Genomic DNA, 14,049 nt, shown 5'->3' on the forward strand with positions numbered 1-14,049 from the left:
ATGTCCTTTGTACCAAGGAGACAGTCTCGAGTGGCCTGTCGACACGCTTCCCCCCCCCCCCCCCCCCCCCCCCCCCCCCCCCCCCCCGCCGCGGCCACCCCCGTCGGCCCCCGGGCCGGGAAGGAGAGCACGATGAAGGAGCTGTTCGCGGCGGACTCGCCGCTGCAGCGGGTCCTCGGCCGCCTCGGCGACGTGATGATCCTGAACCTGCTGTTCCTCGTGACCTCGCTGCCGCTCGTGACCCTCGGCGCGTCGCTGACCGCGCTGAACTTCGCGGCGCTGCGCCTCGTGGAGGACAGCCCGGAATCCGCGACCGACGCCTACCTGCGCTCCTTCCGCCAGAACCTGCGTCAGTCCTTCGGGGTGCTCGCGGTGGCCGCCGTCGCGGTCGCCGTGCTCGTCGCCTGGGCCGTGGTGCTCACCCAGGTCGACGCCGGCCCGCTTGCCGGCGTGCTGCTGTGGGCCGCGCTGGTGCTGCTCGCACTGCGGCTGATCGCGGTGCTGCTGTTCCTGTTCCCCTACTTCGCGACCTTCGAGGGCTCCACCCGCGAGGTGATCTCCAACGCCCGGAAGATGTCCGCCCGCCACCCGCTGGCCGCATTGGGAATGACCGGGGTGCTGGTGCTGCCGCTCGCCGTCACGGTCACCGACCCGGCGCTCGCCGGCTACGGCCTGTTCTGGCTGCTCGCCGGGTTCTCGGGCATTGCCTGCGTCAACGCCCTCCTGCTGCGGCGGGTGCTCGCCCGCTACACGGGCTCCAAACAGTCCTGACCGGCCCTTCCTGACCGGCCCGCCTCGCCCCGCCCTGCCCTGCCCGCCTGCCCCGCTCCACCCTGCCCTCCTCCCCGCCCCTGGAAGGTTCCGCCTGATGTCCGATCCGCTGATCACCCTCGAGCTCGGCCCCGGCGAGCTCCGTCTCGACGGCGTGCCCGCGGTGCTGCTGTGCTCCTCGGTCTTCCCGTTCCGCCTGCCGGCCACGCAGTGGGAGGACCGCCTGCGCCTGGTGCGCGAGTCCGGATACCGGATGATCGACCTCTACGTGCACTGGGGCTTCCACGAGGAGGAGCCGGGGCGGATCGACCTCAGCTCCCCGGAGCGGGACCTGGCCCGCTTCCTCGAGCTCGCTGCGGCACAGGACCTGCTGGTCATGGCCCGGCCCGGGCCCTACATCTGCTCCGAGACCGACGGCGGCGGACTGCCCTGGTGGCTCCACGGCGACTCCCCGCACGCCCCGGCGGCGCTGCGCACCTCGGACCCGGACTATCTCGCGGCCGTCGACCGCTGGTTCGCCGCGGTCATGCCGGTGCTCGCCGCCGCGCAGATCACCCGCGGCGGCCCGGTCGCGCTGGTCCAGATCGAGAACGAGCTGGACTTCTTCGACTGCCCCGATCCGGCCGAGTACATGGACCACCTGGCCCGGTCGGCACGCGCCGCCGGTATCGAGGTGCCGATCATCGCGTGCGCGGGGCAGGGCGATCTCGCCGGCGCCTCGGGGGACGCCGACGGCGTGGTCCCCACCGTGAACCTCTACCCCTCGGACGCCTCCACCAGCTTCGACACCGAGGCGCGCGTCTACGCGGAGCGCCTCGCGCAGCGTGGTCTGCCGTTGATGGTCACGGAGACCAACCGCCTCCACCGGACGCTGCGCCGCGAGATCCTCGCCGGGGCGCGCCTGGTCGCCCCCTACCTGCAGACCTCCGGCTTCGACCACCTGGTCCTGCCCTCCGCGGGCAACTGGGGCGATCCCGGGAACCTCATGACCCACGACTACGACTTCGCGGGCTATCTCAGCCCCGAGGGCCTGCGCCGCGCCGAGTACGACGAGGCGATCGCGCTCACCACCACCCTCGCCGCCTGGGGCGAGCGGCTCGCGGCGGCGACCCCGATCCCGCTCGGCGAGGCCCCGGTCGAGGCGGCCGACGGCGGGACGCTCGCGGGCGGCGCGCTCGCGCTGGCCGGCGGAGGTCACCTGGTGGGTGCGGCGGCCCTCGACGACGTCGCGCTCGCGGTGCGGCTCGAGCCGTCCGCGGGTGCGCCGGTCGACGCCGTGATCGCACCGGGCGCCTGCCCCTTCCTCGCCGTCGACGTGCCGCTGCAGCCCTGGGGCGCGGAGGGCACGCTCGAGGTCGCGACCGGCGAGCTGGTCGAGGTGCGGCCCGCGACGGACGGCGCCGACCTCGTGCTGGTCTTCGCGGGCGGCCCGACGGCGCAGGTGCGGGTGCGCCTCGGGGGCGGGGAGGGCGGCGGCTCGACCGAGACCTTGCACCTCGTCGGCCCGGGCGCGGCCCGTGCCGGACGCGAGGGCGCCGGGGTGCGGGTGGAGATCCGGGTGCCGTCCGCTCCGGTCGCCGATCCCGAGCCGGTGCGGCGACGGGCGTCGGCGCAGATCACCGTGCTGGGCGCGGACGGGCTGCCGACGGGGGAGGTCGTCCCGCACGACGAGGCGGGGGCCCGTCGACCGCTCCCCGGCGCCGAGGCGCTGGGACTCGCCGACGGCCGGCTGCAGGCCGAGGTCGAGCTCTCCGCCGCGGCGCAGGAGCTGCTGCTGCTCGGCGCGGCGGACCTCGTGCGCTGCGAGATCGACGGCCGCGACCTCGGGGTGAGCGTCGCGCACGGCGCCCCGATCAGCCATCCGCTGACCCCCGGCCTCGCCCAGCATGCCCGGCTCACCGCCGAGATCTGGGGCCGCGCCAACTTCGACGACGCCCGTCGGCCGGCCCTCCGCCTCGGCGCCGGCCGCGGCCTCGGCACCGTGCTCGAGGTGCTCGGGAGCGAGGACGCCGCTGACCTGTGGGAGGTGCGGGAGATCCCGGACCGCCGCGCGGACGGGCCCCTCACCGAGCCGCCGCTGCGCGCGCTCGGCGGCTGGTCCAGCGCCCGACCCGGCGAGACCACGGTGTACGGACGGAGCCTGCCGCTGCCCGGCGGGGACGAGATCGCCGTGCTGCGCCTGCACGGGCTCGCCCACCCGCTGCGCGTCCGCGTCGACGGCGGGGCCGAGCAGCTGCTCGTCCCCGAGTCGCCCGTGCTCGTGCTCGACGGCGCGGGAGAGAGCGTCGACGTCGAGATCCTCGCCCCGCACGTGCCCGGCGGCCTGGGCGACGGCGCCGAGCTGCTCCGCGCGCGCCGCCCGGTGGTGCGGGAGCTGCACACCCAGCGGGAGGCGGCGCTCGCGTCGGCCCTCGCTGCGCGTGTCGCGGAGAGCCCGCTCGCGTGGCGGGATCTGCCCGTCGGCGGCCTGGCTGTGACCGCGCCCGCGCTCGTGCGGCTGGCGGAGCCGGCGGGCGGCGAGCGCGGCGCCCTGCTCGACCTCGCGGGCGAGGACGTGCAGGTCACGGTCGTCTGCGGCGGCCGACGCGTGTCCCGGCACGTGCTCGGCGCGCCGGCCGTCTCCGGCGGCGATCCGGCGCGCTCCTGGATCCCCGCCGGCTGGGTCGGGGGCTCCGCAGGATCTGAGGGCGCCGACCTGCTGCTGCTCGTCGAGCCGCTCACGGCTGCGGGCGGTAGGTTCGGACCCATCCGACGGGCGGAGTCCCCCCGCTAGGACACACGGGCCCGTCGCGGTCGGCCGAGGCGCCGCGCCGTCCGGGCGGGAGGAGCACCATGCCGACGAAGACCTCGCAGAGCATCCGGCACGAGAGCCGGTTCCTCGTGCTGCGCACGATCTACGCCCGCACCACCATCTCGCGGGCCGAGATCAGCGCGCACACGGGGCTGAGCGCCGCGACGGTCACCACCCTCGTCGGTGAGCTGCTCGAGGAGGGCGTGGTGCGCGAGGCGGGCCAGATCTCCTCCCGCGGCGGCCGCCCCACCGCGACCTTCCAGGCCAATCCCGGCCGCGGCGCGCTGCTCGCCGTCGACGTCGCCGAGACCTACGTGCGGGTCGACCTCTTCGACACCGCCCTCTCCCGGATCGACCAGGAGCGCATCGAGCTCGCCCCCGGCGCGCAGACCATCGAGACGGTCGCCGAGCGGATCCGCCGCTGCGCAGAGCAGCTCCTGGAGCGCCACCCCGAGCTCGAGGGACAGGTGCTCGGCGCGGGAGTGTCCCTGCCGGGGCAGGTCGATCCCGCGCGCGGCGTCGACGTGTTCGCCCCCAACTGGGGCTGGCACGAGGTGCCGCTCATGGAGGCCCTCGAGGCGGCGCTGCCCGTCCCCGTGCGGATCGACAACCCGCTCATGGCGCTCGCGACCGGCGAGCTGTGGTTCGGGGCCGGGCAGCGGTTCGAGCACTTCGTCGCCGTGAACCTCGGCACCGGGGTGGGTGCCGGGATCATCACCGACGGCAAGCTGCTGCGCGGCCCCGGCAACTCCGCCGGCGAATGGGGGCACACCACGCTCGTCTGGGACGGGCGGGCCTGCCGCTGCGGCCGCACCGGCTGCGTCGAGGCGTACGTGGGCGTCGAGGGGATCCGGGCGACCCTCGCCGAGATCGATCCCGGTCACGAGCTGGTGCAGGTCCAGCACCACCGCGACTTCATCCAGCGGCTCACCCGCGCCGAGGCCGCCGGGGACGCCTCCGCGCAGGCCGCGCTGCTGCGCACCGGCGACTACCTCGCCGCTGGCATCGGCAACCTCGTCAACCTCGTCAACCCCGAGCACGTCTCGGTGCTCGGCTGGATCACCAACTACGCCGGATCCGAGCTGCGCGACCGCGTGCGCGAGCGGATCCCGCAGGAGTGCCTGCCCGGCCCTGCCGCGACGCTCAGCCTCGAGTTCACCGCCGCCGACGGCGAGGGCGTCAGCCTGGGCATGGCCGTCCTCGCGCTCGAGGGCTTCCTCGAACAGGTCGGGCTGCCGAGCGCCTCGAGCCAGCCGGGGGTGCAGACGGTGGGCGGCGTCGCCGGTGTGCGGTCGATGCGGTGATCCGTGTCGGTCCCTACGGTCGACGCTGTCGTTTGCGTCGGTATGGCCGCCCATTCCGACACGAATGACAGCGTCGACCGGATGGGGCGGCGCGGGGTGCCCGCCCGGCGTCACGCTCAGCTCGCCGGCTGCATCCCCTCGGCGGCGGTGAGGATCTGCTGCGCCGCCTCCGCCGCGTCGGTGTTGCCGAAGTAGAACTCCTGGCTGATGCGGGTCACCTCGGTGCCGAAGCCGACGCCCTCCGCGGGCGTGACGCGCGGTGCTGGCGCGACCTCGGCCTGCATGTCGCGGGCGAAGTCGAGGCAGATGCGCTCGATGTCGTTCAGCTCGCCCTCGATCGCGGTCTGCACCTCGGGGAACGCGGTCACGCCGCGCTCGATCTTCAGCACCTTCGCCGCGTCGAGATCGGTGAGCAGGAAGCTCATCAGGGTGCCCGCGTTCTCGGCGGCCTTGCTGGCCGCCGCGATCGACCAGTACATCGACGCCTTGTTCACCATCTGGTGGTCCCCGGCGGTGATCGCTGGCAGACGCAGCAGGTTCATCGTCGCCCCCGAGGCGCTCGCGAACGTCTGCACCTGGGTGTGGAACTGGAAATGGAACACGGCCTTGCCGGTGCCGAAGCGGCCGCCCTCGACGCCGGCGCCGAAGTCCTCGATCTGCGCGTCGGCCCCCGGCGCGGCACCCGAGTCGATGAGCGACTTCGAGAACTCGAGCCAGCCCTGGATGGTGTCCGCGGTCACCAGGGTCTCGCCGTCCTTGGGGAAGACCTGCTGCCCCGACTGGCGGGCCCAGGCGTGCAGCTCCGCGGCGCCTTGACCGAACATGTCGATGCCGACGATGTCCTGGTCCTTGCCCCACTCGCTGATCGCGGCGGCGGCCTCGCCGAACTGGGTCCACGTCCACTCGGTGTCCGCGGGCAGGTCGACCCCGGACTTCGCCAGCAGGTCCTCGTTGACGCCGACGGAGAAGATGCCGACGCCCAGCGGGGCACCGACGAGCGTGCCGTCCGCGAGACGCCCGGTGTCCAGCACCTTGGAGTCCATCGCGGAGAGGTCCAGGACATCGGTGATCGTCTCGAGATCCAGCAACGCCCCGCGCGTGCCGTACGAGTCGATGTACGCCTCGTCCATCTGCATCAGGTCGGGGGCGTCGCCTCCCGAGGTCTGGGTGGCGAGCTTGTCCCAGTAGCCGGTCCACTCGCTGTACTCGGGGGAGACCGCGAAGTCGGTGTTCTTCTCCGCGAAGATCGCGAGGGCGTCCTGGGTGAGACCGAGGCGCAGGTCGCCGCCCCACCAGTAGATGCGGACGTCCCCGCCGCCCTCACCGCCGCCGCCCCCGCCTCCGGAGCCGCCGGAGTTGGGGCCGCAGGAGGCCAAGACGGGGATCGAGCCCGCGGCGGCGAGCAGGGCGAGGGTCTGACGGCGGGTGAACATGGAGACCTCCAGTGGGTGAGCGTCGTTGCCGTGCACCGGATCGGGCGAGGATCGCCGAGCCTGGGGCCGACGCTAACCCACGCGACGTGCGCGGGCGAGGGGCGTGGCCGGATCGAGATCGGCGGGGTCGGCACGTATCCGCGCGGGTCAGCGTAGGCTAGCGGGTCATCGCGTCGATGTCGCCCCTGCGGACGGAGGCTCTGCGACGGCGGCTCCCGCCTCCGCCCCGACGCTCAGCGTCGACGACCGCACGATCAGCTGCGGGGAGACCTGCACGTGACGGGGCGGTCCGGCAGCCTCGCCGGGGCCCGTGCGGATCCGGTCGAAGACCGTGTGCAGCGCGAGGCGCCCGATCTCGCGGCCCGGCGGGGAGACGGCGGTGAGCGGAACGATGCAGTGCTCGGCGAACTCGTCGTCGTAGGCGATCACGGCCAGGTCCTCCGGCACCCGGATCCCCTGGTCGAGGGCGATCTCGACCAGTCGCGCGGCGTAGTGGTCGGTGTGCACCACGAGCGCTCGCACCCCGCGCGCGAGGCTGTCGGCCAGCAGCTCCGCGAGCGCGGCGTCCACGGGGTCCACCCGGCCGCCGTCGTCCTTCGGCAGCGAGCGGATCGGCGGAGGGTCCAGATCCAGCTGTCCGCAGGCGCGCAGGAAGCCCTCGCGCACCGGGGCCGCCGTCGGCGTGCGATCCAGCACCGCGAGGCCGATGCGCTCGTGCCCCTGTGTGCGCAGATGCTCGAGCGCCATCAGCGTGCCGCGTGCGTGATCGGTCCGCACCCCGTCGTGATCGGCGAGCACGACGGTCCCCTCGAGGCTGCGCTCGAGGAGCACGACGGGCACGGGCACGGCGCCCAGCTCCTCGAGCAGCTCGGCAGGGGTGCGGTCGCGCAGCGTGGGGGCGATGAGCAGGCCCTCGATGCCCAGGTCGAGGAGCTGGCGGACCTGCCGCCGCTCGGTCGCGACCCGGTAGTCGGTGGAGGCCATCATGAGCCGCGCGTGGAGCGCGGACGCCGCCTCGCCGGCACCCCGGGTGACGGCCGGGAAATGGGATCCGGGCCCGGGGAGGACCAGCCCCACCGGGGTGCGCGCCGGGCGGGGCCGGGTCGTCTCCGCCGCGGAGATCGCCCCGCCGTGGACGCGAGCGAGCTGACCGTCCCGCTCGAGCCGGATGATGTCGCGACGGATCGTCACCTCGGAGACGCCGAGCTCGGCGGCGATCTCAGAGGCGCGCACGCTGCCGCGCAGCGACAGCTCGCGCAGGAGGTGCTCGTGGCGGGACCGCGGCAGGTGCGCGGGCAGGGGTGCGGCGGGCGGCATGGTCGTCCTCGGGTCGCCGGGATGCTCGGGCCACCGTAGGCCGCGGACGGCCGGGGTGCGCGGACCTGATCGAAAGTGTCCGTTCTCGGGGTGAACGTGTCCGGAGGGAGCACGATGTCGGCACCGGCCGCCCGGGCATCGACGCCCCTGGACGCGACCGTCATGACGCCGTGGTCACGAAGGAGACACCATGCCCGCACCCGCCCTTCCACGCCGCCGCGCCCTCGCCCTCGGGGGCACCGCCGCCGTCGGCCTCGCGCTCGCCGCCTGCGGCCCCAATGCCCAGCGCTCCGGCTCCGGATCCGGCGGGTCCGACGGGGGCGGCGACGCCGCCCTGCGGATGACCTGGTGGGGCGGCGACAAGCGTGCCGCCCTGACCCAGGAGGTCATCGACCAGTACGTCGGGGCGCACGACGGGGTCACCATCGAGGCCGAGCCCTCGGACTTCTCCTCCTACTGGGACAAGCTCGCGACGCAGACCGCGGCGGGCAGCGCCCCGGACATCATCCAGATGGAGGAGGCCTATCTCGCCGAGTACGCCCAGCGCGGCGCCCTCCTGGACCTGTCGACCGCCGGGCTCGACACCTCCGGCTTCACCGAGGGGCTGGCCGAGGCCGGCACCGTCGGCGAGGCCGGCAAGGTCGGCGTGCGGGGCGGGTCGAACGCTCCGATCATGCTGGTCAACGCCTCCCTGTTCGAGCGCGCCGGGGTCGAGCTGCCCGACGACACCACCTGGACCTGGGACGACCAGCTCGCGATCGCCGAGGCGCTCGGCGCCGCGACCGAGGACGGCACCTTCGGCACCGGCCAGTTCGTGGTGAACCCGGTGGTGTTCCGTGCCTGGCTGCGCCAGCACGGGAAGGCGCTGTGGACCGACGGCGCCCTGGGCTTCGACACCGCCGACGCGACCGCCTTCTTCGAGCACGCCGAGCGCATGCTGTCCTCGGGCGCCGGCCCCGACGCCTCGCAGACCCAGGAGGACTACGCCGCGGGCATCGAGCAGTCGCTGTTCGCGACGGGGCGCCAGGGCATGACCGTCGCCTGGTCGAACCAGACCGTCGCCTTCACCAGCGTGCTCGACGACGAGCTGGTCCTGATGCGCCTGCCGGCGGCGCCGGGCGATCCCGGGAACCACCAGATGTGGCTCAAGCCCGGCATGTTCTGGTCCGTCGCCGCGACGAGTGCGCACCCCGAGGCCGCCGTCGCCTTCATCAACCACTTCCTGAACGCGCCGGAGGCGGCCGAGATCCTCGGCGTCGAGCGCGGGCTGCCGCCGAACACCGAGATCCGCGAGCTGGTGAAGGGCCGCCTCGAGGGCATCGAGCTCGAGACCCTCGAGTTCGTCGACGAGATCACGCCCGAGGTCGGCGCCGATCCGGAGATCGCGCCGCAGGGCGGCTCCCAGTTCGAGTCGCTCCTGAACCGGGTCGGCGAGTCGTTCATGTTCGGCGAGATCGACGCCGCCGCGGCCGGGCAGCAGATGGTCGACGAGCTCGGGGCCGCGATCGGCTGAGGGCGGGACGCGGCCCGGCCTCGGCCGGGGTCGTCCACCTGCCCCGGCCCGGCCCGGAAACCGGCCCCGGCCCGACCCGACCTGCCGCGACCGGGCCTGGCCCGTCCTGCCCCGGCCCGGCCCCGCCCGCCGCTGTCCGCCCCGCTGTCCACCAACGGGATGTCAGCGGCACGTGCCCTGTCATATGCAGGGCACGTGCCGCTGGGATCCCTTCGGTGGACAGCAACCCGCAGGATGGCAGGGCGGCAGGGCGGCAGGACCGCAGGCCCCCAGGACGGCAGGACCGTGGGCCGGCAGGCCGGTGTGACAGCAGCCCAGCCGGCCAGCGGGCAGCCCAGCCCCGACAGGACCCAACCGGACCCGCCGTCAGGGGGCGCTCACTCCGCGACGACGGCGACCCAGCTGACCTGGATGTCCGGTGACCTCGTCGGGTGCAGGGTCAGGATGATCTCGCCGGACGACCCCGGGATGATGCCGCTGTACGCGACGGCCTCGGGGACCCCGGTGAAGAGCTGCTCCTCCTCGACCACCGTCCCGTTGAGGGTGACGCGGGCGGCTCGGTTGGCCCAGGGCCAGGGGTCGTAGTAGCCGACGTGCACGGTGAAGGAGCCCGAAGGGAGGTTCGCGAAGCGGTAGGTGAGGTCGTCGTGGTTGGTCGCGTACCGGAGCGAGCGGTCCAGGGAGTCCGTCTCGGAGCCGGCGGGCTTGGAGCGCCCCTGGTAGCCCCACACCGCCCCGGTCGCCGGGTCTGCGCCATACGGCTGATCGGCGACGGAGTTCTTCAGGGCGGGCCCCTGCGCGTGCTTGCGGAGGGCGAGGTAGTCGCTCGTCTCGGCCCCGCCGGCGTTGACCAGGTAGACCATGTGGCGGGGGACCACGAGGACCTCGCGTCGGACGGTGAGGCCCTCCGGACCGCTGAGCGTCCCGACGGCCTCGACCATCCCGGGCCGATCGAGCTGCGCCTCCCAGGTGATCTTCCGCTTCTCGGTCGTGCCGTCGGACAGTCGCAGGGTCCCGCTGCGGGGGAGCTTGTTGACCTCCCCGAGGCCGACCGCGCTCGGGAGCGCCACGTCGACGGTGTAGGCGGGCTGCAGGGGCTGGTCCTCCCAGCGCCACGAGTCCGCCCAGACGAGGGACATCTGCGTGCCCTCGCCGAACCGCAGCGGCAGCCACACATAGGGGGCGTTCTTCAGGTCCGACGGGGTCCAGCGGTCGCCCATGTACACGAAGGTGCCGCGCTCGGGGTCGACGGGGATGACGTTCGTGGACTGCGAGCGGAAGGTGTCCGAGGCGCCGTCGCCGGTCACGGGATTGCCATGGTCGGTCCAGTCGCCGAGGATCTCCGTCGCCGTGGCGTACTGGGCGGGATTCGGATCCCAGCCGGTCGCCCCGGAGGTGATCAGGTAGTAGGTCCCCTCCCGCTTGAACAGTGCCGGGGCCTCGCGATGTGCGCCGATGTAGGGACGGATGAAGTCGACGCCCTTGACCGCCCGGTCCGGGGGAGTCGCCAGATCGGTGAAGTCCTCGTCGAGCCGGGAGATGAAGAGGGAGTAGTTCTCCTCGCTCGAGTAGATGATGTACGCCGTGCCGTCGTCGTCGAGGAAGACGGTCATGTCGCGGGCCATGCCGGGGTTGTCGGGCTGCCAGTTCGGCTCGCCCTCGGGGGCGTGGTGCAGGCGGTAGCTGTCGATCCAGCGGTAGGGGCCGGTGGGGGAGTCCGAGACGGCGACGCCGGCGTTCGCCTTCGCATACTGCGCGGTCGAGGTCTCCGACGGACCGTCGGCGTGGACCCACATGACCCACGTTCCCTTCGCGGCGTTGTGGAGGACCTTGGGGCGCTCCAGGATCGCGGCCGGGATGCTGCTCCCCGCCTCGGGAACGGTGAGCAGATCGCGGACGACGGCGGACTTCTGCGCCTCCGAGTAGTCGCCGTAGAGAGCCGTGAAGTACGGGTCGGTGTCGATCTGGTCGGCGGTGGTGAGGGTGCGCAGTGCGAGGCCCTCGTCGGTCCAGGTGTAGAGGTCGCGGGAGGAGTAGACGTGCACGCCGGGTGTGGCGGCGTAGCCGTTGCTGCGGTCCTCGCCGAACCAGTAGTAGAGCGTGCCCTCGGCGTCTGCGGAGAGGACGACCTGGCCGCCGTGGGCCTGGATGACCTTCCCGTCGGTGTCGAGCCACGGCTCCCCGGGCGTGAAGGACTGCCGGGCGGAGGTGCCTTCGGCGTGGGCGAGCGACGGGGCGAGCATCGCGAGGGGTGGTGCGGCGAGAGCGGCCGCGAGGATGCTCCGTCGGCGGGGCGCGGTGGGGGGATTCGTGGGCACGGGGTACTCCTCGTCGAGTCGTGCGGGGATCGATCGGCGTCGGTGCCGGATCGTCGGGCGGTCTCGAACCGCCCTTCTCACACCCCTCGAAAGAAGGGGGTGCGTCGACCGTAGCGGAGCCTCGACCGCTATGGAAGGGGGTGGAGCAGGTTCCCGGAACCTCTGGTCATCCGCAAACGGTTGCGCTTACGGTAAGGGGTGAAGAAAGGGCGTCGACGCGGACGCCCCGAAGAGACGAGGACGTCATGCCCACGATTCCCCTGCCCTCTCCCGCTCCGTCCAGTGAGACCCTGTACGCGCCCGCGACGCCGTCGAGGCGCACCGTCCTCGCGGCGAGCGTCGCCGCCGGTGCCGCCGGCGGCGTCGCCCTCGCGACCGCCGCGCCGAGCGCGGCCCGTGCGGAGCAGCCCCGTGCGGACCAGCCCCCTGCGGAGGCGCCCCGATACCGGCTCACCGTCGATCCCGCGACGGTGCACCAGACCCTCGAGGGCTTCGGCGCCTCCGGCTCCTGGTGGTCGCAGAAGCTCGGGAGCTGGAGCGCCTCGCGCCGCACCGCGATCGCACAGCTCCTCTTCTCGCGGACCCAGGGCATCGGTCTGTCCCAGTTCCGCTACAACATCGGCGGCGGGATCGACGACACCATCACCGATCCGTGGCGCACGGCCGAGACCTTCGCGCTCGGCGACGGGGAGTACGACTGGAGCCGCGACGAGGCGGCGCGCTGGTTCCTCCAGGCGGCGAAGCAGCGTGGCGTCGAGGACGTCATCGCCTTCGTCAACTCCCCGCCGCGGCATCTGACCCGGAACGGCCACACCTACGGCGACCCGGGGACCTCGAACCTCGCCCCGGTCGACCACGAGCCGTTCATCGCGTACCTCCTCGACGTGGTCCGGCACTTCCGCGACGAGGAGGGGATCGAGTTCCGCACCATCAGCCCGATCAACGAGCCCCAGTGGGGCTGGGACGGCCCCGGGCAGGAGGGGTGCCACTACGAGCCGGAGCAGGTGCGGGAGCTCACCGCCGCCGTGATCGAGGCCTTCGCGGCGAGCGGGATGGAGACGACCGTCTCCGCGCCGGAGTCGGGGGAGTACAAGGCGCTGTACTCGGGGGAGAAATACGCGGAGCTGCTGCTCGAGGACCCGATGATCCGCGAGGGGATCGGCGAGCTCGCCACCCACTCCTACTGGTCCACCGACGAGCAGCGGACACTCGCCGCGGAGGCCATGAGCAGGTACCCGGACGTCCGGCTGGGCACGACCGAGTGGTGCGAGATGGTCAACGGGCGGGACTACGGGATGGACTCCGCCCTGACCCTCGCGCGGACCGTCCACGCCGATCTCACCCTCGCGCAGACGACTACCTGGCAGTACTGGATCGCCGTGAGCAGGTACGACTACCGCGACGGCCTGATCTACACGGACTACGTGGAGCGGGGCGATCCCGAGACCTTCGAGGAGACCCGACGGCTGTGGGCGCTCGGGAACTACAGCCGCTTCCTGCGCCCCGGCGCGCGCCGGATCGAGCTGACCGTCGCGACCGAGTCCCGGACCGAGGGCGAGATGGCGCGGATCCCCTTCGTGATCCCCGAGGTCGCGACGGGCACGGCAGCCGGCGACCGGATCTTCCGCCTCGAGGATCCCGCCGGGGACGACGTGGGGCCCGGGACCTACACCTATCCCTCGAACCCCGTCTTCGTCCCAGGCTGCTTCGACCTCCTCTCGGTCGAGGCGACCGACGCCGGCGAGCACGTCGAGTTCGCGATCCGCCTCGGCGCCGACCTCCAGGACCCCTGGAACGGCTCGCCCGTCGGCTACGACCTCCAGAACATCGACATCTACGTCGACACCCGTGCGGAGGGCGGATTCCGCGAGCTGCTCCCGGGCAGGCGCGCCCTGGTGGCCGACGAGTTCGCCTGGGACCGCGCGATCCTCGCCTCCGGCCGGACCGACGTCATCGCCTCGGACGTCGCCGCGAAGGTGTCCGCGGAGATGCGCGAGGCTCTGTTCGTCGCGCTGACGGAGGACCAGTCGGTCGCGGGCGACACCCTCACGGTCCGCGTCCCCAAGAGCTTCCTCGGGGACCTCCAGCCCGGCTGGGCGATCCAGGTGCTCGTCACCGGCTCGGAGGGGAACATGGAGTCGGACTCCCTGCGTGTGCGGGAGGTGCTGCGGGAGGGCACCGACTGGAACCTCGGCGGGGGTTCCGACGGGCACGAGGACCCCAACATCCTCGACCTGCTCGTCCCCGTGGGGATGACGCAGGCGGAGGCGCTCTCCTGGACCCAGGCGACCCGGATCGAGGTGCTGGCCTCCGCATACCTCGATGAGGAGACCGGGAACCTGGTCGTCGTCGCCCTCAACGAGGCCGAGACCGAGCAGGAGATCGAGCTCGCCGTGCCGACCTCCTCGAAGACCCTCGTCCTGACCCCGCACCGGACGTCGGAGACCGAGTCGCTCGCGCGGGGAGCCCAGTGGCGGCTGCAGCGCGACAGCGACGGCATCGCCCGGGGGACGACGCGGCTGGCGCCCCGGTCCATCACCACCTTCACGGCGCGGTGGTCGTGAGCGGGAGGCCGACGGTGGCTGCTGTGACGAGCTGACCC

General features: G+C 73.2%; 8 protein-coding genes. 5 read left to right on the plus strand and 3 right to left on the minus strand.

The annotated features are described in order from the left end of the window. The first annotated feature begins 132 nt into the window (after nt 1-132). The 3 genes from V1260_RS07355 to V1260_RS07365 all read left to right on the plus strand — a co-directional run bounded on the left by V1260_RS07355 (nt 133) and on the right by V1260_RS07365 (nt 4,866). Nucleotides 133-771 carry a DUF624 domain-containing protein gene (locus V1260_RS07355; RefSeq protein WP_329746165.1) on the plus strand — a complete coding sequence of 213 codons (639 nt, stop codon included), beginning with the start codon at nt 133-135 and terminating at the stop codon, nt 769-771. Nucleotides 772-868: 97 nt separating this feature from the next. Further along, nucleotides 869-3,544: a beta-galactosidase gene (locus tag V1260_RS07360; RefSeq protein WP_329746166.1), complete on the plus strand. Its 2,676-nt coding sequence runs from the start codon at nt 869-871 to the stop codon at nt 3,542-3,544. Between the two features lie 59 nt (nt 3,545-3,603). Further along, nucleotides 3,604-4,866, plus strand: coding sequence for an ROK family transcriptional regulator (locus V1260_RS07365; RefSeq protein WP_329746167.1), 1,263 nt, complete (start codon nt 3,604-3,606; stop codon nt 4,864-4,866). A gap of 116 nt (nt 4,867-4,982) precedes the next feature. On the opposite strand, the gene V1260_RS07370 is transcribed toward V1260_RS07365, so the two are convergent. Together V1260_RS07370 and V1260_RS07375 are read right to left on the minus strand one after the other, a co-directional pair. Beyond that, nucleotides 4,983-6,299, minus strand: a complete 1,317-nt coding sequence (locus tag V1260_RS07370) for an ABC transporter substrate-binding protein (protein WP_329746168.1) — start codon at nt 6,297-6,299, stop codon at nt 4,983-4,985. 165 nt (nt 6,300-6,464) lie between these two features. Further along, nucleotides 6,465-7,616 (minus strand): substrate-binding domain-containing protein, encoded by a 1,152-nt coding sequence (locus tag V1260_RS07375; protein WP_329746169.1) that lies wholly within the window; start codon nt 7,614-7,616, stop codon nt 6,465-6,467. Nucleotides 7,617-7,806: 190 nt separating this feature from the next. Between V1260_RS07375 and V1260_RS07380 the strand changes: the two genes are divergently transcribed. Next, a complete protein-coding gene (locus tag V1260_RS07380; protein WP_329746170.1) occupies nt 7,807-9,129 on the plus strand; it encodes an ABC transporter substrate-binding protein in 1,323 nt (440 codons plus the stop codon). Nucleotides 9,130-9,506: 377 nt separating this feature from the next. Here V1260_RS07380 and V1260_RS07385 read toward each other — a convergent pair whose 3' ends face one another. Beyond that, the gene (locus V1260_RS07385; protein ID WP_329746171.1) at nt 9,507-11,447 is read right to left on the minus strand and encodes a family 43 glycosylhydrolase; all 1,941 of its coding nucleotides are present in this window, start codon (nt 11,445-11,447) and stop codon (nt 9,507-9,509) included. 245 nt (nt 11,448-11,692) lie between these two features. Here V1260_RS07385 and V1260_RS07390 point away from each other — a divergent pair, with 245 nt between their 5' ends. Next, the gene (locus V1260_RS07390) at nt 11,693-14,011 is read left to right on the plus strand and encodes a glycoside hydrolase (protein WP_329746172.1); all 2,319 of its coding nucleotides are present in this window, start codon (nt 11,693-11,695) and stop codon (nt 14,009-14,011) included. Nucleotides 14,012-14,049 lie beyond the last annotated feature (38 nt).

Origin of the sequence: Brachybacterium sp. J144 (assembly GCF_036321705.1) — a bacterium.
GTDB lineage: Bacteria > Actinomycetota > Actinomycetes > Actinomycetales > Dermabacteraceae > Brachybacterium.